At 37.7% G+C, this 24,679-nt stretch carries 28 protein-coding genes; 1 reads left to right on the forward strand and 27 read right to left on the reverse strand.

Annotated features, from left to right (window positions below):
* Nucleotides 1-40 precede the first annotated feature (40 nt).
* The 8 genes from TY13_RS07790 to TY13_RS21275 all read right to left on the reverse strand — a co-directional run bounded on the left by TY13_RS07790 (nucleotide 41) and on the right by TY13_RS21275 (nucleotide 5,778).
* Entirely contained in the window at nucleotides 41-430 is a 390-nt protein-coding gene (locus tag TY13_RS07790) for a hypothetical protein (protein ID WP_052344262.1), read from the reverse strand.
* Nucleotides 431-1,307: 877 nt separating this feature from the next.
* On the reverse strand, nucleotides 1,308-1,622 hold the full coding sequence (cdiI, locus tag TY13_RS07795) for a ribonuclease toxin immunity protein CdiI (protein ID WP_407637715.1): 315 nt from the start codon (nucleotides 1,620-1,622) through the stop codon (nucleotides 1,308-1,310).
* Between the two features lie 446 nt (nucleotides 1,623-2,068).
* Nucleotides 2,069-2,515 carry an SUKH-3 domain-containing protein gene (locus TY13_RS07800; protein ID WP_042473871.1) on the reverse strand — a complete coding sequence of 149 codons (447 nt, stop codon included), beginning with the start codon at nucleotides 2,513-2,515 and terminating at the stop codon, nucleotides 2,069-2,071.
* 224 nt (nucleotides 2,516-2,739) lie between these two features.
* Nucleotides 2,740-3,153: a hypothetical protein gene (locus TY13_RS07805; protein ID WP_042473874.1), complete on the reverse strand. Its 414-nt coding sequence runs from the start codon at nucleotides 3,151-3,153 to the stop codon at nucleotides 2,740-2,742.
* 118 nt (nucleotides 3,154-3,271) lie between these two features.
* Nucleotides 3,272-3,790, reverse strand: coding sequence for a hypothetical protein (locus TY13_RS07810; RefSeq protein WP_042473877.1), 519 nt, complete (start codon nucleotides 3,788-3,790; stop codon nucleotides 3,272-3,274).
* A 428-nt stretch (nucleotides 3,791-4,218) separates the two neighbouring features.
* Entirely contained in the window at nucleotides 4,219-4,605 is a 387-nt protein-coding gene (locus TY13_RS07815) for a hypothetical protein (RefSeq protein ID WP_042473880.1), read from the reverse strand.
* Nucleotides 4,606-5,096: 491 nt separating this feature from the next.
* The gene (locus TY13_RS07820; protein WP_042473883.1) at nucleotides 5,097-5,498 is read right to left on the reverse strand and encodes a contact-dependent growth inhibition system immunity protein; all 402 of its coding nucleotides are present in this window, start codon (nucleotides 5,496-5,498) and stop codon (nucleotides 5,097-5,099) included.
* 34 nt (nucleotides 5,499-5,532) lie between these two features.
* Entirely contained in the window at nucleotides 5,533-5,778 is a 246-nt protein-coding gene (locus TY13_RS21275; protein ID WP_407637717.1) for a polymorphic toxin type 28 domain-containing protein, read from the reverse strand.
* An 83-nt stretch (nucleotides 5,779-5,861) separates the two neighbouring features.
* Here TY13_RS21275 and TY13_RS07825 point away from each other — a divergent pair, with 83 nt between their 5' ends.
* The gene (locus tag TY13_RS07825; protein WP_042473886.1) at nucleotides 5,862-6,083 is read left to right on the forward strand and encodes a helix-turn-helix domain-containing protein; all 222 of its coding nucleotides are present in this window, start codon (nucleotides 5,862-5,864) and stop codon (nucleotides 6,081-6,083) included.
* Between the two features lie 530 nt (nucleotides 6,084-6,613).
* Here the strand turns inward: TY13_RS07825 and TY13_RS07830 are convergent.
* The 19 genes from TY13_RS07830 to TY13_RS07915 all read right to left on the reverse strand — a co-directional run bounded on the left by TY13_RS07830 (nucleotide 6,614) and on the right by TY13_RS07915 (nucleotide 24,671).
* Complete coding sequence (locus TY13_RS07830; RefSeq protein ID WP_042473890.1) at nucleotides 6,614-6,943, reverse strand: hypothetical protein; 330 nt, start codon at nucleotides 6,941-6,943, stop codon at nucleotides 6,614-6,616.
* Nucleotides 6,944-6,953: 10 nt separating this feature from the next.
* Nucleotides 6,954-8,279, reverse strand: coding sequence for a CdiA family toxin C-terminal domain-containing protein (locus TY13_RS21000; protein ID WP_042473893.1), 1,326 nt, complete (start codon nucleotides 8,277-8,279; stop codon nucleotides 6,954-6,956).
* A complete protein-coding gene (locus tag TY13_RS07840; protein ID WP_042473896.1) occupies nucleotides 8,279-9,808 on the reverse strand; it encodes a contractile injection system protein, VgrG/Pvc8 family in 1,530 nt (509 codons plus the stop codon). Before TY13_RS07840 ends, TY13_RS21000 begins: the two co-directional genes overlap by 1 nt.
* Before the next feature lie 47 nt (nucleotides 9,809-9,855).
* Nucleotides 9,856-10,263 carry a DUF4280 domain-containing protein gene (locus TY13_RS07845; RefSeq protein ID WP_042473899.1) on the reverse strand — a complete coding sequence of 136 codons (408 nt, stop codon included), beginning with the start codon at nucleotides 10,261-10,263 and terminating at the stop codon, nucleotides 9,856-9,858.
* Nucleotides 10,264-10,266: 3 nt separating this feature from the next.
* Complete coding sequence (locus TY13_RS07850; protein WP_042473902.1) at nucleotides 10,267-10,830, reverse strand: hypothetical protein; 564 nt, start codon at nucleotides 10,828-10,830, stop codon at nucleotides 10,267-10,269.
* 13 nt (nucleotides 10,831-10,843) lie between these two features.
* Entirely contained in the window at nucleotides 10,844-11,974 is a 1,131-nt protein-coding gene (locus TY13_RS07855; protein WP_042473904.1) for a pentapeptide repeat-containing protein, read from the reverse strand.
* 12 nt (nucleotides 11,975-11,986) lie between these two features.
* Nucleotides 11,987-12,961 (reverse strand): hypothetical protein, encoded by a 975-nt coding sequence (locus TY13_RS07860; protein WP_230199402.1) that lies wholly within the window; start codon nucleotides 12,959-12,961, stop codon nucleotides 11,987-11,989.
* 253 nt (nucleotides 12,962-13,214) lie between these two features.
* Nucleotides 13,215-13,943: a hypothetical protein gene (locus TY13_RS07865; RefSeq protein WP_042473906.1), complete on the reverse strand. Its 729-nt coding sequence runs from the start codon at nucleotides 13,941-13,943 to the stop codon at nucleotides 13,215-13,217.
* Between the two features lie 94 nt (nucleotides 13,944-14,037).
* Nucleotides 14,038-14,199, reverse strand: a complete 162-nt coding sequence (locus tag TY13_RS20645; protein WP_154661563.1) for a hypothetical protein — start codon at nucleotides 14,197-14,199, stop codon at nucleotides 14,038-14,040.
* Between the two features lie 380 nt (nucleotides 14,200-14,579).
* Nucleotides 14,580-14,936, reverse strand: a complete 357-nt coding sequence (cdiI, locus tag TY13_RS07870; protein ID WP_042473908.1) for a ribonuclease toxin immunity protein CdiI — start codon at nucleotides 14,934-14,936, stop codon at nucleotides 14,580-14,582.
* 20 nt (nucleotides 14,937-14,956) lie between these two features.
* Nucleotides 14,957-16,237: a pre-toxin TG domain-containing protein gene (locus TY13_RS07875; protein WP_052344263.1), complete on the reverse strand. Its 1,281-nt coding sequence runs from the start codon at nucleotides 16,235-16,237 to the stop codon at nucleotides 14,957-14,959.
* A gap of 1,024 nt (nucleotides 16,238-17,261) precedes the next feature.
* Nucleotides 17,262-17,717 (reverse strand): SMI1/KNR4 family protein, encoded by a 456-nt coding sequence (locus tag TY13_RS07880; RefSeq protein WP_042473909.1) that lies wholly within the window; start codon nucleotides 17,715-17,717, stop codon nucleotides 17,262-17,264.
* Between the two features lies 1 nt (nucleotide 17,718).
* Nucleotides 17,719-18,996 carry a pre-toxin TG domain-containing protein gene (locus tag TY13_RS19765; protein ID WP_052344264.1) on the reverse strand — a complete coding sequence of 426 codons (1,278 nt, stop codon included), beginning with the start codon at nucleotides 18,994-18,996 and terminating at the stop codon, nucleotides 17,719-17,721.
* The gene (locus TY13_RS07890) at nucleotides 18,996-20,453 is read right to left on the reverse strand and encodes a contractile injection system protein, VgrG/Pvc8 family (RefSeq protein ID WP_052344265.1); all 1,458 of its coding nucleotides are present in this window, start codon (nucleotides 20,451-20,453) and stop codon (nucleotides 18,996-18,998) included. Before TY13_RS07890 ends, TY13_RS19765 begins: the two co-directional genes overlap by 1 nt.
* Nucleotides 20,454-20,472: 19 nt before the next feature.
* The gene (locus TY13_RS07895; protein ID WP_081796940.1) at nucleotides 20,473-20,880 is read right to left on the reverse strand and encodes a DUF4280 domain-containing protein; all 408 of its coding nucleotides are present in this window, start codon (nucleotides 20,878-20,880) and stop codon (nucleotides 20,473-20,475) included.
* Nucleotides 20,881-20,906: 26 nt separating this feature from the next.
* Complete coding sequence (locus TY13_RS07900; RefSeq protein WP_042473912.1) at nucleotides 20,907-21,458, reverse strand: hypothetical protein; 552 nt, start codon at nucleotides 21,456-21,458, stop codon at nucleotides 20,907-20,909.
* Nucleotides 21,459-21,471: 13 nt separating this feature from the next.
* Nucleotides 21,472-22,602 carry a pentapeptide repeat-containing protein gene (locus TY13_RS07905; protein ID WP_042473914.1) on the reverse strand — a complete coding sequence of 377 codons (1,131 nt, stop codon included), beginning with the start codon at nucleotides 22,600-22,602 and terminating at the stop codon, nucleotides 21,472-21,474.
* Between the two features lie 12 nt (nucleotides 22,603-22,614).
* Nucleotides 22,615-24,039: a hypothetical protein gene (locus TY13_RS07910; protein ID WP_042473915.1), complete on the reverse strand. Its 1,425-nt coding sequence runs from the start codon at nucleotides 24,037-24,039 to the stop codon at nucleotides 22,615-22,617.
* The gene (locus TY13_RS07915; protein WP_052344266.1) at nucleotides 24,036-24,671 is read right to left on the reverse strand and encodes a hypothetical protein; all 636 of its coding nucleotides are present in this window, start codon (nucleotides 24,669-24,671) and stop codon (nucleotides 24,036-24,038) included. Before TY13_RS07915 ends, TY13_RS07910 begins: the two co-directional genes overlap by 4 nt.
* Nucleotides 24,672-24,679: the final 8 nt, after the last annotated feature.

Consider the following 24,679-nt stretch of genomic DNA (forward strand, 5'->3'; position numbering starts at 1 on the left):
TTATCATTTCGATAACCGCCCGTCACAAAAAAAGACATAATTAATTGTACATTTCATTCTTTCTCTTTAGAAATACATCTATTTCGTCTGGTTCCTGCTCACCTAATCCATCAAAATGTTTTTCATCATTCACTAATTCATAGTATCCCCATATGGTACTTAAGTTTTCACTTTGTCCAAAATAATTAAAATACCACTGTTCAGGAAGCAAACCCGATGTCACAGAAAACAAATCTGCTGGATACCAATTTGACATTTCAAAATCATCACAAATGAGATAGTATACCCCTTCTCCGTAAATCATTGTACCGTAAACACTATAAATAGTACCTACAGAGATACCATTAAATATAGTTGTTGTTTCATTACCTTCCCTTACGATTTTAGGACTAAACATATACCCTTTATTTTTTTCACATCTAATCTCCACGTTTATATCACTCCCTGATTTTGACCTGCGTTTTTTTCAAGAGTAAAGTGACAATCAACAAAATGCTCCCATCTCGCATTTTTTAGAAGTGCTTAATCTAATAGGTCCAATAGCAATGTTTATCCGATTTTGCACTACTCCAGACATTTTAGTAGCTTCAACTGTACCCTTAGTTATTGATGAATGCTTTGGTTTCACAAATGCCTCAAAAATATTATAATTTTCTTACCCTTTTCAATATTTTGGTGCTTTGATTTGACCTTCATTGTGGCAGCCTGTGCTCTTTTAGTGATAATTTATGATATAGTTGTATTGTAGGATGTGCTGATATAGGTCGAAAATAAAATATCATCTTGACCTATTATTAGTTTAGATACATAAATCAATCACAAAGTTAGGTTTAACTTTAACCTCGATTACTGGTTCTTTACTTAGTCACTTTATTATTAATAATTTAGCATTCTCTACTCTAATTTCCTCTACATTTTGTATTTCAATGTCATATAACGGATTTTGTAGTTGTTTATTATCCAATCTTATTGTTGCATATTGGTCATAAACCGAAAAAGAAAATGCTATTTCAAATCCTAGAGGACCCTGCATTTTATATTTGTAAATTTCAGCTTCTTTATCAATTATTATTAGTTCACTTTTAAATATTTCAAGTAGTTAATATTCATCATATTTTATTACCATGAAAATCCCTCTTACTTCTTCTTAATTCCCTTTGGAATTACCATAATTACTGTAAATGACAAAACCTTTATGCGTGTATTACATAGGTTAAGTGTGTTGTTGGTCATATGATAATTTCATTCAGCACTGGGTAGTCCCATCAAAAAGAAATTTTATTTATACTATAAATATCCGTAATATCTTAATTCAAACCAAACTCAATATATATCTCTTTTAAGAGATTATTAATATTATCATGCTTTTCAGGGTATTGTTCTGTGTACCTTTGACTCTCATTCACTAGAAAACCATAAAATTGCGCAAAATCGAGATATCCAATTGTATCTACTTCAACTGCAGGATAGTCCATAATTAAAGCAACTTCATTTTCTTTACAACGATATTTTTCCCAGTCTTCAAAATCCCTATAGAATAATATTCTTATACAGTCAACTCCGAATCCTGTCTGATTCTTAAATTCGTTCAATGCATTGTAATATTTCTCTTTACCTACAATTCAAAAAAATGAGATCATAAACTCTTTTTTTTCCTCTATACTTTCCATTTTTCTATCCATATAACGCTCTCCTCTTTATCCTTTAACGACTCTTCCAATAACCCTATTTGCAGTTAATGCTTTCCGCATTGTCTCTTTGCCCATTTTAATATTTATTGATTAGATTATGCTTTAGGATTATATACGGTTTTGGGTCTTTTACAGGTTAAACTCCTCTGTATGTACTAAGGGTGTATCTGATGATCTATTTCATAAAGACCAGAGAACTTACTACTCTCTCTTAACAATAATTAAATCTTTTGAATCTACACCTGCTATTCCCAATCCTTGTTTTACACTTATTAATAAAGTATTTATTTCATCATATAAAATTGTGTATTTTCTAATCGATACTGGCTAGCCTCTTCTCGTGTTGTCAAAGTCATTCATAGAATGTCTGAATTTTATTATTCTATTTCTTCTGGTTTTCTAAATAAGCAAAGAGTATCTAGTGCCTCAAATATGTCATCTCCAAACTTAAATAATGAATATCCGTTTTTTCCAAAGACCTTACCTGACTTCGAAATAAACATTATTAAATTTCCACGGTATGCTTCTCCAATTACCACGAGCGGCTCTTTCACTCTTACCTCAAATTCCTCAAAGTCTTCTTTTTCATAATAATCCCCAATAGCTTCTTTTGGGCTAAAATGAAAGGTTTCCAAACTTCCATCCGAGTGCTTAAATTTATATTCACCCCCACCAAACTGACTTAATGCATCAATCACTGGATTAAACACTTGATACCCCATCGCCTCTAAAAACTTTACTATTTCGGTTAATTCAATCTTATTATTTGGATTCCATCCTGCTTGTAGCAATTTGTCTCTTGTTTCATCTGACAAATTTCGCATAAGTATCCTCCCTATTTATTCAAAAGTTCTATTTATAAATTTCAGTAATAATTTCCTAAGATTTATTTTTATTTATTTGGTGGCTTTTGTCTGTACCCAAAAACCTCACAAATTAGGTAAACTTCAGCTAATCCTTTGAAAGTTTATCAAATGTTCGGCATGTTAGTTGTATTGTATGTTCTTATTATTGGAGTCGTAAATCCAGTAATTCCCCTCTAGCAACTCTAGTCTTGATCATCCAATTCAGCGACATATGTAATCTCTCTTATAAAAGATGTTGCAGCATGACAATTTTCCAAATCATCCTCATCCAACATCGACCAATAATATATAGTATTCTTGTGAATACTATTATCTTGAAGAAGATGATACCTAATCAAGCTTACCGAACTCTCCTCAGCCTTTCCTTCTACTATAGCATCATTTAATGATGAAATAATAATAATCATTAAAGCGAATTTTTCATCTTTGTTTAATTCGATATTTTCATAGGCGTATAAGAATTCTGTTATTCGTGAAGAATCCGCCACTTCATACTCCCAATCTTGTGAAAATTCATCAGGAGCAGGTAATTTCACTTTCTTTACAAGGCCTTCAATAGCACTCTTAGTAACATACTCTGGGTATACATTCTCCATTGTTATTTCTCCTTTATATTATTTTCCTATCCCTGAAGGATGAGCACTACTAAATGGAAAAGCAGACCTAATTCCACCATCCTCTTTCACTATCACTCTAGCCATATCAGGGTTTTTTTCAGTACCGTCCAACAAGTATCCCCCTGATTTTATTCCTTTCACGTTCTAACATGCCACTTACTATAACACCACAAACCATTTTATCATTGTCTAAAGCAAATCCCACATTATCATTTTGCACAATTGACACAGTATCATTTTCTGAAAATGAAATTAATACATTATCAATCCCTATATATACATTCAATTTACTGTTCTCATTTATATATGTCTTATCGTCATATTCTTCAACTTGAAAATTAGGTATACCATTAATTAAAGTTATATTTTTCATATCCAAGTTCAAATCGTCTATTTGGTGTACATTTTCACTCAAAGTTAATGTAATAGAACGAATATTTCCTGTATATTTCCCTATTCCTATTTCAATTAAAGATTTCTTAAAATCCCCAGTTCTCCAATATATCGTTTGTTCTTTTGATATATCCCAAGTACCAAATTCTATATTAATCGGTGTATAAAGATCATATTCAATATTTATAGGCTGACTTTCTTTATATTCTATTACTTTTAACATAACCATGTCTCCTTCTAAGGTATGTATACAGCATGCTTTATTACTGGTGGTAATCCATCTCCATGAGGTTTACTAAATATTAACTCCCAATTGCCTACGTTCATAATTCCTTCATAATTTGGCACCTTCATTAATAGCTTTCGAAACTTGCCAATAAAGTTTGACTATTTATTGGCATACCATGTGTAGTCGCATCACTAGTTGTATACTCTACCATACATTTCGATGTACCCGAAATTTCCAGCCATCTACAGCTAATTCATTACCTGTACCCTATATTATAAAACCAATTTTCTTTAAAGAAATGATGATAGTCCGATTTTCCAACTACCACCATTTTATCATTTATTCATTTTAACTTTCTTGTCTAGATATATTCATGGTTCAATTTCAAATGGTTCCAACTGTCGCCATGAAGATTTTTCATATCATTCAATAAAATTGACACTTAATCTATCGACACGAATTTGTACACATTGATTATGAAGATATCCATAATCGAAAAGAAATTCTTTGTCTATCTCAAATAATATGCCACCTGCATCTATATTACAGTTATCAATATTTAACGTACCTCTAATAAAATACGAAAAGCCATCTTCTATCTGTTCGATTTCTTTTTTATATGAACCAATCTTAGAAATTACACAATCATTAAGTATAACCAACCCAATTTCAATGACATACTGTTCTCCTTTATCTATTTCAAAAGGACAGCTATTGATAAAAGCCACGAGTCTTTGTCCATTTATTTCAAGAACAGCTTCTTCTTCAATTAGTGGACTTAATTCAATTAATTTTGCAGTACATTGCATGAAATTTTCCCTCCTTATACTATAGAGTTTATTGTCTTATCGCGTTGATTTTTAGTTAACAATGTCCATAAGTCCTCTCGTTAGAAATAGAAGATTAGTAGAAGTCGTCTCTGGTATTAGAAGAAGCGACTTTTCTATCGTAATTATGAAAAAATCGCGTTCATTCTGCTTAGTTAATGCAGAGCAAGGGTATCTTTTTATGTTTCTTATTATTTATCGCCACAAGCGTTTTCAATATTATTTGCTTTTTACTATTTCGCACTCTTACTACCCTCGCCATATAAAATGTCATCTCGCTTACTTCTCATGCTTTTTATTGTTTATTAATACTCATGAAGCACTGCCTTCATGATATATGGATTTTGAATATGGTATGGTTTTATCTTATCAACACTATTGCGTATCATGAGTTGTTATCCTCAAACTTTATTATTTTAATCGTAATAAAAAACCTTGAAAGGCATATAGCCAATCAAGGTAATAGTTTAAGTTTAGTATGAGTTTATTTTAGTTAAAAATTCCTCTACTAAGTCTTTATATTCATTAAAGTCCTCATCGCTCATAAAATTATCTATTTCTATATTTTCCTTTACGTCCATAAGTAATTCTTTAAGTGGTTCCTTTTGTTCTGTAATTTTTTCCATATCAACAGAAAATAGTACCTCTAATAACTGACCGTCATAAACATCACCTTCTAGAGGATTAAGCTTAAGAAACCCTATTGCTTTATCGATTGCTAATTCAATAAAAATATTCTGTTTAATCATTCTATATAAATCAATAATATCCAATTCTGTAATATTTTTATTTATTAAGGTATTATACCACTCTTCCAATGCATAGTCTTCTTGTACTTCTTTCTGTGGCAATTGATAAATATCCCTTATCTTCATTTTTATATCCCTCCAAAAGGTTCTAACAAGTCTTCTATTTTTTTATATTTTTCTTAACCGTATCCAAACCATCTTGTAATACTTTTTTTGTTGCAGCGTCTAAGTTTGGGTTCTTTACCGAACCTTCTAACCCTTTTCTTATCTTAACCAATCCTTTATATGAATCCTGCATTTCTTGAAGATGGTTCCAATATCCCCCACTAGGTTTAGGAACAGGATTACCTTGTAGGTCTCTTAAGGTCCCTGAAAAATCTTTGTCTGTTAAATGTTTATTTACTATATTGTCTAAAGTGTCAAGGTTTCTTTGTTGTGCTCTAGTAACATTAACCGTACCCTAATCTACCTTCGTTGGTAGGGATAGCTATGGCGAAAAAAATTAAAGTAAACATCCATGAATTAACCAAACAAAAAGGTATATCACTTCGAGAATTGTTTCGATTAACAGATATACGTCATGTCGCTTTAAGTGAGCTTGCCAACCAAAAAAGACAAAATATTCATTTCCATCATATCAAAAAAATTGCAGAAACATTAGAGATTGAAGATATTCGAGAAATCATCGACCTGATCGAAATAGAAGATTAAAAGTCGCCTTCGTTATTGGAAGAAGCGACTTTTTCTATCTTAATTATTAATAAAATTGTGTACGCCCTTTTGTATTTCTTGTTGTTTATCGCCACGACCGGTGTCAGTATCATTTGTTTATTACTCCTTCCCACTTCTTACTACCCTCACCATGTAAAATGTCATCTCGCTTACTTCTCACGCTTCTTATTGTTTAGTAATACTCATGATGGTACTGCCTTCATGACATTTTGATTCTAAACATGGCATGGCTTTATTTTATCAACAAATTCTAATTTCTCTTTTACTCTCCTGTTATGAGCTATAATCCTAGATTCTTGCTGTTTTATCCATAACAAAAAACCTTGAAAGGTGGTTAGCCAATCAAGGTATTAAAAATGTTTCTATCTTTTCCACTTTTCAAAATCTTAATCATCAATTTCTTTAATAAATACTGAAATACATCAAGCTATTTGCTCTACATATATGTTTCAAGTAAACCTACCTGTTTTTGGTTGATTGGTAGGTTTACTCAGCTCAGTGTGAAACTTTCACAAATTTAAAATAGTCTTTATCTTGTCCATAAGTAAATACACTTGGACTTTCTGTTCCGGATTTTCACCAACAAACTCCATACAAATTTCTTCCAAGCAACCATAGAAATCTGAGCTGTCCATAATAATTTCGTTATATGTTGCTGTGTTCATAAATATCATTATTCCTTCTTTAAATTCTATCTCCTCAGAATGCTCTGGAAGTTCATATCCCATCATATGATCTTGCCACGGTTCTCTTTTGGATAAACACTCTAGTACATCGAGTAAATCACTCTTCAAAAAAGAGAAAAAATCTTGGATTACTGGCTGTTTGTCTATTAACATGAAAACCCTCCTAATTACTATATTTTTTCCATTCTAATACTGGGTATACACTTTCTATTTCTCCTGTAGTTGGATTTTTCCACCCTTCAAATTTTAATCCATTTGATGTGCCTTGTATTACCTGTTGCCCACCTCTAGTTAAATATTCAGTACCGTTATCCATTGCCTCTTGACCATATTTATACATTTGCTCATCAGTAAACACATTTTCATCGTAAACTGTCTTTTTATGAGTTGCTGCTTTGAATTCATTTGTATATACGCCACGTTCTTGTTTTGCTATCTTATAGTACACATCTTGTACACCAGGAACAGAAGGATGTGGCTCCTTTTTCTCCACTTTATAGGGAATTCCATTCGCATCCAAATAGTTGAAAAATTCCTTTTCATTATGACCGCCACTTACACCTGTTTTACTAACACCTTCAGGTTTTATTAAGTGATTTTTGCTGTTAGCGGAATAGTTATGTTTAGATACACCATTACCCGTACCCTTATCCAGTTGATTAACATCTTTCTCCAAGGCAGGCTTATTTGGTTCTGGCACTTTATTGTTCTTTGGTACATCTGGTATTTTCCCCACTTTCGTGAGAGAACCTGCTCCCTTTGTTCCCACGATAGCTGCCCCAATGCCAAATATGGCTTTGCCTTCGACATATGAGCGTGAATATGCATTCCCTTGCATATAGTCTTTTTCAAAGGTTTCTTGCGCCGATTGTCCCATCGCTTTCGCTGTTTCGACTGGGTGGGTGATGGCTGTTTTGATGTTATTCAATGCCTCTTTTGGATTGGTCACCATCCACCATGTATCTTTTACAGTATCCACTGCGGTATCTGCAAGGGAATCTACTTTTCCTTTGCTTTTTTGAACATATTCCAAACCACCATTCCACAGGGATGTCGTTAGCTGTTCCGTTAAAGACATCTTGCTGGTGATTTTTTTTGGCTCCATCGTATTAATGGAATGGTATATTCTAGTTGCTTCTTTTGATGCAGCCTTGAATTCCTTGATGAATTGTTGTGTTTTCGTCTCTTTAGCTTTGGATTTTTTGGGTGGCTGCTTATTCTTGGCTGCAAGCGCCATGCGTTTCGCTGCTTTTTTAATTCGTTTGACCAATTGCCGTTTCTTTAAATTGTTGCGTAGCTTTCTTGCCTTTGTGTATACTTTACCGATCTTTTTCTTTAGCTTTTTCTTCAGTTTTTTGAGCTTCTTTTTATTGTTCTTTTTGAATTTAGCAATTTTCTTGCTTAAGGATTTGCTTGCGCTTTTTGCCTTGCCTACTGCGGGAATACTTGCGAAAAAGCTTGTTGCTGCTAGGGTAAATCCTCTGAACATTACGCACCACCGCCTTGCGGGATGGCGCCCATCACATCAAGGGCGGCTTCCATGTCTGGTTCTTCGTCATCTTCTGCACTTACGACCGAAACAGGTGCTTTGATACTGCCCTCTAATGACACAATTTGTCCTTGGATATCGGTGATACCATCTAAGACAAAGCTGCTGGAGCTACAGGTGAAGCGCAAAGTTTCCTGCGCTTGGAAGCTGATGCGTTTGCCTGTCATGGTTAAATCACCACCAGCCGTGACGGTCAAGGGATGCTGACTATGTACCGTAATGCCACTCGCTTGGTCTGCCTTGAGAAATACAGCGCCTTCCTTTGCGGTGACAGTGACGGCTTGTGAATCAAGCTTGAGTTCCTTGCCTTTCGCATTGCCCCAATAGGCTGTTTTTGGGTCAGCCGTTTTTGGATTGGTGTCGCCGCCTTTGCGGATTGTTTGGCGCACAAAGGCTGTGGGCTCTTGTGCGGTTGGCAAAACAAGCTGAACACTGTCTCCTTCCTCGGGTGGGCTGTAAAAGCCGCTATGTCCCTCTGCGCTATAAGGTGTTGCGAGGGAAAACCAGGCTGCTTCTTCTTTTTTTTGATTTTTATCAATCAATAGATGAAGTCGAACTTGGTCTTTTTTGACTTCCAGCACCTTGCCCTCTAGTGCGATACCTGTATGGGCGGATAGAGTTTGTTTGGCTTGGCGAATGCCTACTTCTGGCAGTAATTGATAGTCGTAAGTCCAGATGCCTTGTACCATTTGTGCGGTGGATTTTGCTACAACGAGCTCCTTGCCTTGAAAGTGCACACGGTCACCTAGGGCTACATGTTGTGTAGAAGTGACCTGATAAGTGAGCAAATCCCCCTCTGTTAACGGCTGTTCTGTGTCATTGTGCTTGTATTGCAAGTAGTGTGCACGATTTTTTGTAATATGATAATGGCTTACATTGAGTGATTGGATTCGCCCCTCTGGTAAACCAAACCATAGTTTGGGCTGCTCTGCATCGACGGCAGCGACAAGTACGGTACGGAAATGGGAAGCCATTCGTTGCAGAAAATGCCAATCCGTCTCCCTATATTGTAATATAAAATGTGGAATTTTGGCACCCTTTGAAGCGCTGTCGATACAATCTGCGCCTTGATAATCGACTAATACTTGCTTTATCATCTCACTGTAGGTTAGCTGTTCATGTTGAAAGGAGCGTTCCTTTTGTTTATAATCCAGTGTGGCAGTGGATGAGATGGCTTTGATAGCGATTTGATAGACGCCTCGAACCATTTGCACGGTCAAATCTGTTACTTGTCCTTTAAATAGCGGACGAATACGTTTTCCTTTGCTTGTTTGATAGAGCTCGATGCGGTCTGTACTCGTTGCCTCTTGCATGCATTGATCTTTTTGCTCTGCGGAGATCATCCCCGTTATCGTTAGTCTAGCATGGTCATTGACTGTTTCAACTAGACAAATATCCTGTAGTGTTTGTACAGCATAAGGGGATACAAGCTCAAGCTCTCCATAACCGACAACTCCTTGTGTATTCATAAGTGATTCCTCCTTTCTGATTGCCATCATGACTCCATATTCGTACCTTACTCCTGCCCATCCTCCTCTACGCGAATGGTTCCACAGTATAAGCACATATTCGTCGATTGTGTTGTTAAGGCAGGGTGGTTTTCAATTAATTGGTCACTTTTTCCGTCCACCCAAGGCATTGTTAGAACAGGAGTACAGGGCATCGGCTTAAGCACCCCATTATTCGCGGCTGTCGCGGCTGCGACAGCAGGATTCGCTAATGTTTGACAAAGTCCGAATGGCTGAATATTTTTGATTGGCTGGAAGTCCATCGTATTCATTTGTGCTTTATTTTTGGTGTAGACGCCATGGCTAACAGGCATTTGTAATTTACTTGTTTGGTCTCCCTGCGAACAGGATAAAGTTGCCCCTGCCACGACGTAGCTAAATTGTGCGGCACCCTTTGTTTGTAATTCCTCTGACATCCTCTAGTCCTCCTTCGTTATAGGAAGTAGCTGCTGCCATCTCCCGATCGTTTCTACCTTTTGTAGGTAAAGTCCTCGAAAACCTCGACGCAATATACTTTCGGCTAACTCGATATTCAGTACAAAATAGTTTTCATGAATGCCTTCAATTTGAAAAAATGGATATGGCGCTGCGAGCACCTCATCAAGGACTAATTTTTTCACGGAACCATCTAGATGAAACTGCGTTTCTGGTGCCAAACAAGCTACTTTAGGCGGGATTATTAACCAATAAGGCGTTTGCTTCATATTTTGTATATCCGCTAAAATAACAGGCTTACGAGGTAAGCTTGGCTCATATTTTTCTAGTAGCTGCTTGAATGCATCAGAGAAAAGTGCCACAGGTCGTTCAATAAAGTCGATATAGTCATGATGCTTTTTCTGTACTAGAGGAAACTGGCGATCTATCGCATCTAGCTCTTCCATTCTTTCAACAGTTAACTGCTCCCTCTTTATCACCTGGGCAATACCTATCGGCTCAACCGCGTGCAATAAACGTTTGTCCTGTGTCAAAATAAAATAGTTCATCAATACCTCTCCTTTATTGCCAAATAACGCGCGTTGCTTGGAATGAATCCAACTGTACAGTTGCTTGGCTTTCCTTTGAAAAGATAGCCCCTTCTAAATTGGCACCTGCAAACTGTGTATTGTGTAAATTGGCACCTTTAAAGCAAGCGCCCCGCAAGTCGGCTAATGTAAAATTGGCATTTGCTAAATTCGCATTTGTAAAACGCACTGGCAAATAACCAGACATATGCCATTGCTCTCTATCTAAAAGACCGCTTGCTCCCTGTGCTTGCTGGAAATTCGCTCCTTGTAATTGACAGTTTGTAAAGTCTGCCTCATGGATAATGCTAAAGCTACAATCCACCTCTGTCAGATGGCTATCACGGAAAGAGGTGCCTATTAGTAGACTTTCCGATAAATTACTATGCGACAGGTTTGTCTCATGGAAAAAGGCATAACGAGCATCGATAGTAAGATAGTTACCTTCTGATAAATCAAGCTGACGAAATACCTCGTATGCATATTCATCCTCTAATTTTTGTTCAAGCCATTTTTTCATTTCTTGTGCATCTTTTACAGAGGCGTCTGTCGCATAAACAACCTCACTGTTATCCATAAACTCCCCGATACGTATTTCCACTAATGGCTCGCACCATAGCTCTTTAAATGCAGGGCACCCCTCAATATTTGATAGCGCATATCTCGCAAGGCTAATGACATATTGATAAAAATGGATGGCCTCACGTAATTGAATGGCTTCGATATCTGCCTGTGAAATAATCCCCATAAAGGTTTGGCTGTATTGCGATAGCTCTGTAATAAATTGTGTTAAAAATTGCAGTGCCCAGCCTGCATCATAGGTAGTCGCAATTGGTTTTGTATCGAAAAACCATTCGCCGCTCGTCCCCTCTACAATCGATAAATAGCGCCCTGTTAGTAGCTCTGTGCGCAAGAGGGAAAAGGTGATATGACCAAGCGGTTCTTTTTGTTGCTGTGTTTGCTGTTGCTTTAGCTCCTGACAAATGATTTGAAAATCCTGTTGAAATTGCGCTGCAAGCTGCTCTTTATTCACTTGAAAGAAATCCTCTAATGCTAGCAGGTAGTGCAAGCGTCGTTTGGGCACCTCGATATCATAAAAATGCTGTAAAATTTTCACTTCCTGCATGGCTATTCCCCCTTAATTTGCCTTCACTTCTTTACCGAAAATTTGCACATTGCCATCCATTTTTACGCTGCTTTCCTTGCATTTCAATGAGATTTCCTCCTCAGCAGATACAAGGATTTTTTTACTTGCATTAATCGAAATATCCGCCTGTGAAATTAGTTGAATGGCTCCCTTGCTGTATAGCTCAATGCCATTCGCTTCATTTAAACGAATAAAGACACTGCCATCCAGTGCTGTAATCACAATTTCATCTGGACTCATTTTGATTTCCTTGCCAAAGGCGGTGCGATAATACTTCGTTGAAGGGTCGTCTAGTTTATTTGTAGCGCTTGTCTCTCGATTTTTACGTATCGAATTACTTGCCACTCCTGCTTCCTCACGCTGCGTTGGAAAATAAACATGCACAAAATCATTGATTTCTGGCATCGCATACCAGCCACTATGTCCTTCTGCTGTATAAGGTGTGGAATAGAGGAACCAATGTGCCTTGCCTTTATCCTGCTTTTCATCAATCTCTAGATGTACCTTGATATGATCCTTTGCTACTTCGAGCACCTTGCCTTCGAGCGATAAGCCTACAACGTTATCATTGAATAACTCAGGCTGCTTCATGCCATTTTTCGTTGCTAATGTGTACACATGCTTTAACAAGCCGTCCTTCATGGTTGTGGAGGCTGCGCGTATATAAAGGGTTTGTTTATTAAAGCTGACCGTATCACCAAGCGCTAGCACTTTATCAGTTTCGACCTCATAGTATAAAAAATCGTGCTCCTCCATACCGTCATTGCCATTCTCTGTATAGCGCAGGTAGTCTGCTAGTCTTTTACGCACTGTGTAGTGATAGTCCTCTAGCTTGCCCTGCGCCTTGCCTATCGGGATACCAAAATGGAATTTGGGCTGTGCAAAGGTTGCCGCAGGAACTAAGCCCGTATTGAAGCGTGAGGCAAGGCGCTTTAAAAATTGCCAATCGGTTTCTGCGTATTGCAATGTGAATTTTTCACCTTTCGTTACTTATTGAAAGAGTTGAGTTGCATACGTAATAATACGCATCATTCGAAAAAGCACTTGTTATCTAATCAGATTTTGAGCTGCTGTAGCTTCGCGCGCAAAATTGCAAAAAAATCCTCTTGAAAGGCGGTTTAAAGTGCCCTTCAAGAGGATTTTTCAATAGTTATTAATTTAAATACAATGACTTATAGTCCACCCAATATCATAGAATATACTGGCGATTTACCCAATTTCACAAATAATCTACTACATTTAATATAGTGTCTTTTAATGCAACATAACTTAGTTCATTATTAGGTAAAACTTCTTCGTAAATTTCTAAAAATGCTTTTTTTAATTCCAATTCTTCATGTTGAGTTAAATCATCGTTATCGATTTTTTCAATTAATTCAAAAAATCTACCTAGCTTTATACATAAGTTCGAATCAATATTTTCATTTGCATCGACTTGGTAAACTACATCTGGTATTAAATGATTACTAGCATTATAAATCAAAATTCCCACCATCTCATTATTCTGTAAAAGAACAGAAAAGTCTGAGGTTATCTTTACTTCAATGGAGAGGTTTGCTCTGTCCCATTTTTCAGAATAGGATAGTAAATTATCCTCTTCAATATAGTACTCGGTAAAATCCGATAAATTACATTCGAAATTCCTTTCCTCACTTATTTTGACGTTCCCTTCTCTCTCTTCTAATAAAACTTTATCTATTTTCCCATTTTTCACTATTATTGGATCGTTTAACTTTATTACTGCTCCTATAAAATTCAAATCTTCCTTATTAAATAATAGAGTATCTGAATCAGACCACAGCCATTTAAAACTTCCATAACTTTTATTTTTTAATTCTTCAATTTCGTAGTAATTTTTCTCTTTACCAATCCATATAATTTGACTCGATAAGTACCATCTTACATCAGTATTACTTATAATTTGTTTATTATTAATATTTATTTTCATTACGCATCTATACTTTTTCTCATATTGTCTAAGTACATTTCAATACTGGTAAATTTTTCTTCGTAAAGAGTCTTATCATATTCATCTATGTCACTCAAAAAATAAATCCATCAAAATCTATTTCAAAACCAATCTTATTACTCAAATATCTTGTAGCGTCTTTAAATGTCCTAGTAACATAACAAACATTAATTAAATCTTCCACTTGAGAGTGCTCCATACTAATTAGATCATCGGAATCTAGTAGTTTATCCATTCATCTTCCTCCTAAGGTGTATGTGTTATTGGGAAGAACGATGTGAGTTGTAACCCCAGAGTCGTTTTGTTTTTAACATACTAAAAAACCTTGAAAGGTATTTAGCCAGTCAAGGTATGATAATGATAACAATCACATTACAATTATAAATACCACCTACTGATTTATTGGTGAGAATATCATAACTGTTTTATATATTCTTTCTAATACATTAAGGTTATTTTAAAGTAATCCTACTCCAATTTGTTTATAAAGCTTAACTTTTAGTCTCTCTGCTTCCTTCACATTCCTTACCGTAGTTTTGTGAACGATGAAATTCCTGAAATCACCTCTCAAACAAAGAGTTTATTTTGCACTTACAAAGATACTTCATTACTTATTTATCTTTTTCTATCTTGTATTTTTTCAAAATAGATATCCACAATGTTTTTTTTATCTGGATAATCCTCTAAATATACTTGGCAAGCTTTCTCAAGATAGTATAAGAACGTTTCATTATCTACTATGACTTCCTCATCATACAAAGAAAACATAACTCCCTCAAATAATTCTTCACCAGGGTCTAAATCTGTAGGAAAAATACAGACTGCATCATTAATTCCTCTTCCAATGTCCAAACTAAATTGTTCTATAATCTCTAAAAAATCAGATTCTGGAATAGCATTAAAGAATGAAATAATTGGAAAGTGTTCAGCTTTTAACAAATCTACTTCTAATAATCTAAAATCTCTAGGCATAAGTATGTCCTTTCTTTAAGTTAAAATTCTGGATAAAACGAAGTAACCTCCCCATCTTTAGTGTAACCCCTCCATTTTGTCCCCTTGCTATCATAACCAACCCATTCTCTACCAAGCGAACCGTTAGCAGATGCATCTTTCGCTGCTTCCTTACCTAATCTTATATACTGCTCATCAGAGACTACTTTGGGATCATACACAGTTTTGTTGAAATGAGTTGTTTTCCATCCTGTTATTTCCCCAGTCTTTCCATCAACAGATGGCACTTGATAGGTTATCTTTTCAACTCCAGACATTGACGGGTGTCGTTCAACATTTAATATATTGACTTCATTTTTATAAAATTCATCTTTATTATGTGCCCCTCCCACCCCTATTCGTCTTGGAACAGAAGGGTCGGTATTTCTTATATGATTTTCTAAATCAGGTGTAAATTTTAGATTACCCGTAACACCCTTCTCTGAACCACCGGATTTATTGGTACTCATCTGAACGAGCGAGTCACTTTCTTTCTTCGCTCCCGTCTTCATACCATTCGCACCTGCCGTGGCTAGTAGAGGTTTATTTCCGTTTAACATATCTCCGAGCTTATCCATACCTGTTTGTATCTTTTGCTTCATCTGTGCCATGGCGGTATTAGCTTGGGCTTTCAGTTCCTTTGCCTTGGCGGTGACTTTCTCCACCACTTGCTTGCCGCCTTCTTTTAGCTTGGTAAGCGGTTTGGATAGGGTGTCGGCGAGTTTACTGCTACCGGGGATGATTTTCATCGCCCCTTTGCCGAGATGCTTGGCCCCTTTGACAAAAGGACCACCGATGATAGCGGCACCGGAGATGGCGCGTTCTGCTTTGCTGAGCTTACGACCTGTGATTGGGTCTTTACCATAAGCCGCTTCATAAGCACCTTTCAGATTACCCAAGCCCGGACAAAAGTCGACGATCATCGATACGCCTTCTTTCCAACCGCCTTTTACCCAGTTCTTTGTTTTTTTATAGGCGGCGAGCACAAAGGTTTTGGCATCCTTCTTTAACCATTGTACCAGTGCCAGCTCATCTAAGTTGTTTTTGAGCTTGCGGGCGTAGGTGGTGACTTTGCCGAGTGCTTCTTCTACGGATTCCTCTAATTCCTCAAGGAGCTCCTCTGCGCTCTCCTTCAGTTCCCCTAGCTTTGTCTCTACTTTTTGGGCGAGCTTCTTGGCTTCCTTCTTGATAGTTTGTGCGCCTTTTTTAGCACTTTTGATGGCATTGCCTACGAACGGGATACTCGCAATGGCTTTTCCTATCGATTTCCAAAACTTCCCCATTAGGCACCCCCTAATGGAACGGGCGCTTTTGAGCTACCTGTCATGTAAACGACTTATTGGGGGTTCTTTTTGAATTTAGCGATTTTCTTGCTCATTGATTTGCTCGCATTTTATTAAGGAGTTTGTATGGTGAATATTGCTACCTGATATAACTTCTAACTCGAAAAATTTTTTAGTAAATTTATTTAACTCAATTTCCCCCATGATATTTTCATTCGGTCCAAATCTATAAACCACCGTTTTATTAGCTTCACATACTTTCATTAATAAAACGTATGAAACTATCTTTATTCCATACCATGGGCGCCCAAATACTACTGTTTTAACGTGTGTTATTCAAATCAGTAGGGTTCTTTTGTGGATCCTTTCTCACTTTGTCCCACTATCTTTTACGCATTTAAATGTCACCTTAGTATCTTATCTCACAGTAAGCATTTTCATGTGTCATAACTGACCATCATTAATTAAGTATATATCCCATCAGTTTTTCGTATAAATAAAAAACCTTGATAGGCATTTAGCCAATCAAGGAAATTTTTTAGTTTCTATGATTCGAAAGTCATTCTATAAGGAAACACATCCCCTTCTTTTATTAGGCTAACTAGCCAATTTCTAAGTAGCTCTATCATAATAAAATTTAGATGAAGATGGTTATCTAGGATAACTTCTAACTCGGAAAACTTTCTGTAAATTTATTTAGTTCAATTTTCACCTATAATAATTTCATTATGTCCAAATCTGTACACTACAGTTTCATTATCTTTTAGTAATTAAACATTTAAAGCCAATTTTACCTCTCTCTTATCTATTATTCCTAAATATATTGAGTTTTCAATAATTATTTTACCGATTAGAAATTCCAATCAAAAGACTAAAAAATGGAGCTTTAATATTCCTTATTTTGTGATAATGTCTAGAGTACCTTCTTTATGCACAATCTTCCTGCCACAATATAAAGCCATTATCTATTTGAGTAGTTTCTATTAATTTAACACTCAATTGTTTAAAAAATAGTCACACAGATTTATCCTCTAATAAACTCTGAAGTAATATTAATTCCGTCGGAAAGGAAACTACTAAAACTATCCCAAGCTAACTTGGGTTCTCCCTCACCCTCTATATATTGATATACTGGAGGGTTATCTCCTTCACTAAATCTAAAATAATTAAATTCATAACCTTGATGCATAGAAAATACAAAAGCATCCTCTGGTAAATTGAAGGATTCTTGGTTTTCTTCTAGCAACTCAATTGCTTCTTCCGTTAATCCCTTTATGCTTCTGAAGAAAATATCTGTACCTTGAAATAACAAACCTGCACGATGTCCTATTCCTAATAAAAAATTGCGATACATATCTGGAAAACTATATCCAATTTCTCCTTCCAATTCTTTGATTTCATTTTCACTACACCCTTGAATCTCCTCAATAGTAGCTATTTGATATTTTACCAATAAATTAACAATTCTATTTTTATCCATATTATTTACTCCCTCCAGGTCCGTGATCTATTATTACGTCAATATTAGGAAATCTTTTTTTGAACTGTTCAATTACACCTGAACAAGATATACAGAATGGCAATTCGGAAAACAAATAGACTTTTCCAGAAGCCTGTTGTGATAAGTTTGAAGCCAAATTCTCCAGGATTTTCACTTCTGAATCTAGTGTGCGTGGGTTATTCCCTGTGGTAATTGTATCAAAAATTCGTTTTTCTGGTACACCAACTGTCCCTGCTCTTTCCGCATTACCACTAACTCCAATTAATTCACCCTTTTTCCCATTAATCTCATACTCCGCAAAAGCAATATTTCTTTTTGAACCAACGCTAAGTTCTTGTCTAATTTGATTAATTCTATTAATTGAGTCTTCAGTTGACCTTATTACTGTGCCTTCTCCAGTACCCTTAACACCCTTCTCTGAACCACCGGATTTATTGGTACTCATCTGAACGAGCGAGTCACTTTCTTTCTTCGCTCCCGCCTTCATACCGTTCGCACCTGCTGTGGCAAGCTGAGGTTTATTTCCGTTTAACATATCTCCGAGCTTATCCATACCTGTTTGTATCTTTTGCTTCATCTGTGCCATGGCGGTATTGGCTTGGGCTTTTAGTTCCTTAGCCTTGGCGGTGACTTTCTCCATTACTTGTTTGCCACTATCTTTTAGCTTGGTAAGCGGTTTGGATAGGGTGTCGGCGAGTTTGCTGCTACCGGGGATGATTTTCATTGCCCCTTTGCCAAGATGTTTGGCCCCTTTGACAAAAGGACCACCGATGATAGCGGCACCGGAGATGGCGCGTTCTGCTTTGCTGAGCTTACGACCTGTGATCGGGTCTTTACCGTAAGCCGCCTCATAAGCACCTTTCAGATTACCTAAGCCCGGACAAAAGTCGACGATCATCGATACGCCTTCTTTCCAACCGCCTTTCACCCAGTTCTTTGTTTTTTTGTAGGCGGCGAGCACAAAGGTCTTCGCATCCTTCTTTAACCATTGTACTAGTGCCAGCTCATCTAAGTTGTTTTTGAGCTTGCGGGCGTAGGTGGTGACTTTGCCGAGTGCTTCTTCTACGGATTCCTCTAATTCCTCAAGGAGCTCCTCTGCGCTCTCCTTCAGTTCTCCAAGCTTTGTCTCCACTTTTTGAGCGAGCTTCTTGGCTTCCTTCTTGATGGTTTGTGCGCCTTTTTTAGCACTTTTGATGGCATTGCCTACGAACGGGATACTCGCAATGGCTTTTCCTATCGATTTCCAAAACTTCCCCATTAGGCACCCCCTAATGGAACGGGCGCTTTTGAGCTACCTGTCATGTAAACGACTTGTCCTTGAATATCGGAAATGCCATCTAGAACTAGGCTGCTTGAGCGGCACGTGAAATGGATGGATTCGGTCGCTGTCCATGAGATGGTATGACCTGTTAGGACAAGATTTCCACCTGCCTTCACCGATAACGGATGCTGGCTCTGTACCTCGATGCCACTGTTTTGATGTACGCTCACGTAAACGGCGCCTTCGGTCGCTGTGAGGGTAACCGCTTGCGGGTCAAGCTTCACTTCCTTGCCCTTCGCATTCCCCCAATAAGCGGTATCCGCATCCGCAATTTTCGGGTTGGTGTCGCCTCCTTGGCGTATGCTCTGTTGAACAAAGGCTGTGCTTTCTTCAACGGATGGAACAACAAGCTGGACACTGTCCCCTTCCTCCGGTGGGCTATAAAAGCCACTATGTCCTTCTGCGCTGTATGGTGTTGCGAGAGAAAACCATGTCGCCTCCTCTTTCTTTTGATTTTGATCAATCGATAGATGGAGTCGAACTTGGTCTTTTTTGACTTCGAGTACCTTCCCCTCTAACGATATTCCCGTATGAGCAGCTAGGGTTTGTTTTGCTTGACGAATGCCCGCTTCTGGCATGAGGTGATAGTCGTATGTCCAGATGCCTTGTTTCATTTGTGCGACGGATTTTGCTATGACAAGCTCCTTGCCTTGAAAGTACACACGATCCCCTAAAGCGGCCAGCTGTGTGCAAGATACGTTATAGCACAGTGTGTCTTCTTCCGCTAGTGGATAGCTTCCATCATTTTGCTTAGCCTGTAAATACAAGGTACGGTTTTTACTTACGGTATAATGACTAGCTGCAAGCTGTATAACATCTCCTTCAGGTAAGCCAAACCATAATTTTGGCTGTTGTGTATCAACTGCTGGCACTAGTACTGTGCGGAAATGACTCGCTAATCTTTGGAGAAATTGCCAATCCGTTTCCCTATATTGTAATATAAATTGTTGCGTTTTTGCACCCTTTGATGCTTGGTCGATTACATCTGCACCAGCATAATTTTTTAGTACTTCACGAAGTATAGCCTCATAGGTCATTTGCTGATTTTGAAAAGAGCGTGATTGCCGCTTATAATCAAGCTGCGCTGTAGCGGATACTGCCTCTAATTCGATTTGATAAACCCCTCTGACCATCCGAACCGCTAAGTTTGTCACTTGCCCTCGAAACAATGGACGCACACGCTTGCCTTTGCTCATTTGGTATAGCTCGATTTGATCTGTACTTGTTGCCTCTTGCATACATTGATCCTTCCGTTCTGCCGAGATGATACCTGTTAGGGACAGCAAAGCATGGTCATTGACTGTTTGGGTAAGACAAATAGCCTGTAACGTGTGTACATCATAAGGCGATACAAGTGCTAATTCGCCATATCCTATGACTTCTTGCTTGCTCATCTGCTCTTCCTCCTTTCACTTATTCTTGTCCATCGTCCTCCACACGAATAGTTCCGCAATACAGACACATGTTCGTTGATTGTGTCGTTAAAGCAGGATAGTTTTCAATTAATTGATCACTCTTTCCATTTATCCAAGGCATCGTCAGTACAGGGGTACAAGGCATTGGCTTTAAAACACCTTTATTAGCTGCTGTAGCAGCGGCTACGGCTGGATTGGCTAGTGTTTGGCATAAGCCAAAGGGGTGAACATGAACATTTGGCTTAAAATCCATTTCATTCATTTTTGCCTTGTTTTTTAGAAAAACCCCGTGACTAACGGGTAACTGTAAAATGCTCGTTTGATCTCCCTCTGAACAGGATAAAGTCGCACCTGCGACAACATAGCTAAGCTGTACAGCACCTTTATTTTGCAGTGGTTCTGCCATGTTCATCATCCTTTCTCATTTTTTTATTATTTAGCTAAAAGCATATGCCATCTTCCTTCGGTTTGTACCTTTTCTAGCTGTATTCCCTGAAAGCGTCTGCGTAGTATACTTTCCGCTAACTCAATATTGATAAAAATAAATGTTTCATAAATGCCTTCAATTTGAAAAATGCTGTATGGCTTCGCCTTTTCTTCATCAATGATTAATTTTTTTAAGGTACCATCAAGATGAAATTCTGTTTTGGGAGATAAGCAAGCAATCTTCGGTAAAATGGCTAGCCAATATAAGGTTTGTTTGACATTTGGGATATCCGCTAGTACAACAGACTTCCACAGTAAACTAGTATCATATTTCTCGATAAGCTGTTTGAGTGTGTCGGAAAATAATGCAATCGGTCTTTCAATAAAGTCGATATAATCTGTTTTCTTTTTCGTAGCAATTGGAAATTGGCGATTGAGTAATTCTATTTCCTCTATACGCTCTATTGTTAATAGCTCTTTTTTGAGCACTTTCGTTATCCCAATTGGTTCTACTGCCTGTATAATGCGGTGGTCTTGTCTTAAAATAAAATAGTTCATCGCCTCTACTCCTTTACTGCCAAATAACTTCGGCTGCTTGCTTTGGTGTAAGCTGTATAGATGCCTGTGCTTCCTTTGAAAAGATAGCTCCCTCTAAATTCGCCTCTGCAAAATCGGTATTGTGTAGATTCGCACCTAGGAAACAGGCACCTCGTAAATCAGCAAATTCAAAATTGGCACGTTCTAAATTGGCGCCTGCAAACTGAACAGGTAAATAGCCCGGCATGGTCCATTGCTGACGATTTATTAAGCCTACTGCACCTTGTACTTGCTGAAAGTTTGCCCCCTGCAATTGACAGAAGCTAAAGTCCGCCTCATGGATTGTACTTGCACTCAAATTAGCTCCTATTAGGTTACTATTTTTAAAATTTGCCCCTATCAATGCACAACGGCATAGTTCACTAGCCGCTAACTGGCTATTTTCGAAAAAGGTATAGCGCAAATCCAAGTCGTTATATGCCTCATTGGATAAGTCAAGTTGACGGAAGTTTTCGTATGCATACTCATTCGCTAATTTTTCATTTAGCCATGTTTTTATTTCATCTGCTTCTTTAGATGGTGTTCCCTCACGATAAACCGTTTCACTATAATCGAAAAACTCACCTATACGAATTTCAAGGTCTGCCTCTCGTTTTAATCGTTTATAGGCTGGACAAATAATCTCATCCCTTAGTGCATAGCGTGCAAGGCTTGCGATGTATTGATGAAAATGCTTTACTTCTTGCAATTTCAAGGCTTCTATTTCCACCTGCGAAACCGTACCAGCAAATACTTTGCTATACTGCTCAAGCTCTGCTATAAACTGCTCTAAATATTGCAATGCCCAGCTCGCATCATAGGTCGTCACAATCGGGTGGGCATCAAAAATCCATTTGCCTGTCGTCCCTTCTACAACATAACGATGCGTGCCTTCAAGCAACTCTGTACGCAACAGCGAAATCGTGATATTTCCAAGTGCTTCCTTCAGATGGAGAATTTGTTCCTCTGCAAGCTGCTCGCAAATTAGTTGAAAAGCCTGTTGAAATTGCTTAACAAGTTGCACTCTATTTCCTTGGAAATAATCCTCCAATGCAAGCAGGTAGCGCAACCGCCTTTGCGGCACTTCCTGTTCATAAAAGAGCTGTGACAAAGCTGTTGTTTGCATTGTTCTCCCTCCTTAATTCGCCTTTACTTCTTTACCAAAGATTTGTACATTACCATCCATCGTGATACTGCTCCCTTGACATGTCAGTGAAATTTCCTCTTCCGCAGAAACAATAATTTTCTTATTGGCATTGACTGAAATATCTGCTTGTGATGTCAATTGGATAGCCCCTTTACTATATAGCTCGATGCCATTCGCTTCATTTAAACGAATAAAGACACTGCCATCCTGTGCTGTAATCACAATTTCATCTGGGCTCATTTTGATTTCCTTGCCAAAGGCGGTACGATAATACTTCGTTGAAGGATCGTCTAACTTATTTGTGGCACTTGTCTCTCGATTTTTACGTATCGAATGGCTTGCCACTCCCTCTTCCTCGCAATGCGTTGGGAAATAGACATGCACAAAATCATTGACCTCTGGCATGGCATACCAACCGCTATTGCCCTCTGCGGTGTAAGGCGTAGTATAGTGGAACCAGTGTGCCTTGCCTTTGTCTTGCTTTTCGTCAATTGTAAGATGCGCTTTAATATGATCCTTTGCTACTTCTAGCACTTTACCCTCTAGTGACAACCCTGGGATCGCCTCATTAAATACTTCTTTTTGCTTCATACCACTTTCCGTAGACAATGTGTATAAATGCTTTAATAGGCCGTCCTTCATTGTTGTACAGATTTCATATATATATAGCTCCTGCCCTTTAAAAGTTACTGTATCTCCTAACCCAAAAACATCGTCTGTTTCAATCTCATAATATAAAAAGTCTTGTTCTGTCATGCCTTGTTGACCATTTTCTGTATAGCGTAAATAGCCTGCTAGATTTTTCCGAGTTGTGTAATGATAATCCTCTAACTTACCTTGCTTATGACCATTAGGTATACCAAAATAAAATTTTGGCTGTGCAAATGTTGCGGCAGGCACTAGCCCTGTTTGAAAACGTGAGGCAAGACGCTTTAAAAATTGCCAGTCCGTTTCTCGATATTGCAATGTAAACTTTTCAAGCTTCGCACTATTTGTCGCCTCATCTATTACATCAAGCCCTGCATATGTGGCACTTAATTGTTTAAATAAGGTTGCATATGCCATATCTTTATCTTGATAAGAGCGCGTATTTTGTTTTATATCTAACTGGTAGGTACTGGATATAGCCTCCATTTCCATATAGTAAATACCACGCACCATCTGTATTTTTATTTCTAAAATCATACCTTTAAAAAGCTGGGTTGGTGCACTTTGTGCAGCAAGCTGATTTACCTCAATCGTTGTTTGCTTTTCTGCCATTTCTACATATTGATCACGCATTTCTTCTGGTACAATTGCCGTCAAGTATAAGTGTGCATGCTCATTTATTTTCTTCGTTAATGTCAGTTCTTGTATGCTTACAAGTTGAAAAGGCTTTATTTGTAATTGGTGATAGGTCGTTACACTGCCTGTCATCGTACAATCCCTCCCCCATCTTGCCCTTGCGCAAATTGGATGCTATCGATTATTCCTAGCGCAACCGGCTTCCATATGTCTAAATCTTCCTCTAAACAATTAAAAGTACTGATTAATGCGTAATTACTAATCGAACAAAAGAACATTAGATTATACATATCACTATCAATAGCAGGGGTAATGACCATAAAGTAACTTATCAGCTTATCTTGTACAGAGCGTATGCCTATATCTAACCATTGTAAATTTGGCTGCATTTGCTCCATCCCTTCCATCATCTCATCTCGAAACTGCTCCACTTCATCATCTGTTAACTCCATTGTCGTAAGGCTAAAGGCTAAATTCACAGTCGTTGATTCATCTGTGAAAATAATATTCGGTCTTTGCTCTGATGGATATTTTAATGCAGCAAGCTCCTTAGGCATTTCAAAAAATAGTGCTGGCATACGTAGCGTGATATTGCCATTTAGCAATGTAACTGTTTTGACCTTAACTGCTTTGTTATTAATGACAATAAGGTCCTGTGTTAAGTCAACTTCCGATACAGCTTCTGCCTGTATCGCTTCCTCATGCCTTTCCTGCTCACGCATTTCATTCCTTAATGCGAGTATTTTCTCATCTAAAAACTCCATACTATTCA

It is taken from the genome of Bacillus ndiopicus (assembly GCF_000612805.1).
Lineage (GTDB): Bacteria > Bacillota > Bacilli > Bacillales_A > Planococcaceae > Metasolibacillus > Metasolibacillus ndiopicus.

What these genes read in the sequence shown, in the direction of transcription:
- TY13_RS07875 (WP_052344263.1), bottom strand. Translation starts at nt 16,237, where the DNA reads ATGGGGAAGTTTTGGAAATCGATAGGAAAAGCCATTGCGAGTATCCCG.
- TY13_RS07825 (WP_042473886.1), top strand. Translation starts at nt 5,862, where the DNA reads ATGGCGAAAAAAATTAAAGTAAACATCCATGAATTAACCAAACAAAAA.
- TY13_RS07840 (WP_042473896.1), bottom strand. Translation starts at nt 9,808, where the DNA reads ATGAATACACAAGGAGTTGTCGGTTATGGAGAGCTTGAGCTTGTATCC.
- TY13_RS07880 (WP_042473909.1), bottom strand. Translation starts at nt 17,717, where the DNA reads ATGGATAAAAATAGAATTGTTAATTTATTGGTAAAATATCAAATAGCT.
- TY13_RS07800 (WP_042473871.1), bottom strand. Translation starts at nt 2,515, where the DNA reads ATGCGAAATTTGTCAGATGAAACAAGAGACAAATTGCTACAAGCAGGA.
- TY13_RS07850 (WP_042473902.1), bottom strand. Translation starts at nt 10,830, where the DNA reads ATGAACTATTTTATTTTGACACAGGACAAACGTTTATTGCACGCGGTT.
- TY13_RS07830 (WP_042473890.1), bottom strand. Translation starts at nt 6,943, where the DNA reads ATGTTAATAGACAAACAGCCAGTAATCCAAGATTTTTTCTCTTTTTTG.
- TY13_RS07815 (WP_042473880.1), bottom strand. Translation starts at nt 4,605, where the DNA reads ATGCAATGTACTGCAAAATTAATTGAATTAAGTCCACTAATTGAAGAA.
- TY13_RS07820 (WP_042473883.1), bottom strand. Translation starts at nt 5,498, where the DNA reads ATGAAGATAAGGGATATTTATCAATTGCCACAGAAAGAAGTACAAGAA.
- TY13_RS20645 (WP_154661563.1), bottom strand. Translation starts at nt 14,199, where the DNA reads ATGGATAAACTACTAGATTCCGATGATCTAATTAGTATGGAGCACTCT.
- TY13_RS21000 (WP_042473893.1), bottom strand. Translation starts at nt 8,279, where the DNA reads ATGTTCAGAGGATTTACCCTAGCAGCAACAAGCTTTTTCGCAAGTATT.
- TY13_RS07810 (WP_042473877.1), bottom strand. Translation starts at nt 3,790, where the DNA reads ATGTTAAAAGTAATAGAATATAAAGAAAGTCAGCCTATAAATATTGAA.
- TY13_RS07895 (WP_081796940.1), bottom strand. Translation starts at nt 20,880, where the DNA reads ATGGCAGAACCACTGCAAAATAAAGGTGCTGTACAGCTTAGCTATGTT.
- TY13_RS07915 (WP_052344266.1), bottom strand. Translation starts at nt 24,671, where the DNA reads ATGGAGTTTTTAGATGAGAAAATACTCGCATTAAGGAATGAAATGCGT.
- TY13_RS07910 (WP_042473915.1), bottom strand. Translation starts at nt 24,039, where the DNA reads ATGACAGGCAGTGTAACGACCTATCACCAATTACAAATAAAGCCTTTT.
- TY13_RS07905 (WP_042473914.1), bottom strand. Translation starts at nt 22,602, where the DNA reads ATGCAAACAACAGCTTTGTCACAGCTCTTTTATGAACAGGAAGTGCCG.
- TY13_RS07890 (WP_052344265.1), bottom strand. Translation starts at nt 20,453, where the DNA reads ATGAGCAAGCAAGAAGTCATAGGATATGGCGAATTAGCACTTGTATCG.
- TY13_RS07805 (WP_042473874.1), bottom strand. Translation starts at nt 3,153, where the DNA reads ATGGAGAATGTATACCCAGAGTATGTTACTAAGAGTGCTATTGAAGGC.
- TY13_RS07845 (WP_042473899.1), bottom strand. Translation starts at nt 10,263, where the DNA reads ATGTCAGAGGAATTACAAACAAAGGGTGCCGCACAATTTAGCTACGTC.
- TY13_RS07865 (WP_042473906.1), bottom strand. Translation starts at nt 13,943, where the DNA reads ATGAAAATAAATATTAATAATAAACAAATTATAAGTAATACTGATGTA.
- TY13_RS07900 (WP_042473912.1), bottom strand. Translation starts at nt 21,458, where the DNA reads ATGAACTATTTTATTTTAAGACAAGACCACCGCATTATACAGGCAGTA.
- cdiI (WP_042473908.1), bottom strand. Translation starts at nt 14,936, where the DNA reads ATGCCTAGAGATTTTAGATTATTAGAAGTAGATTTGTTAAAAGCTGAA.
- TY13_RS19765 (WP_052344264.1), bottom strand. Translation starts at nt 18,996, where the DNA reads ATGGGGAAGTTTTGGAAATCGATAGGAAAAGCCATTGCGAGTATCCCG.
- TY13_RS07855 (WP_042473904.1), bottom strand. Translation starts at nt 11,974, where the DNA reads ATGCAGGAAGTGAAAATTTTACAGCATTTTTATGATATCGAGGTGCCC.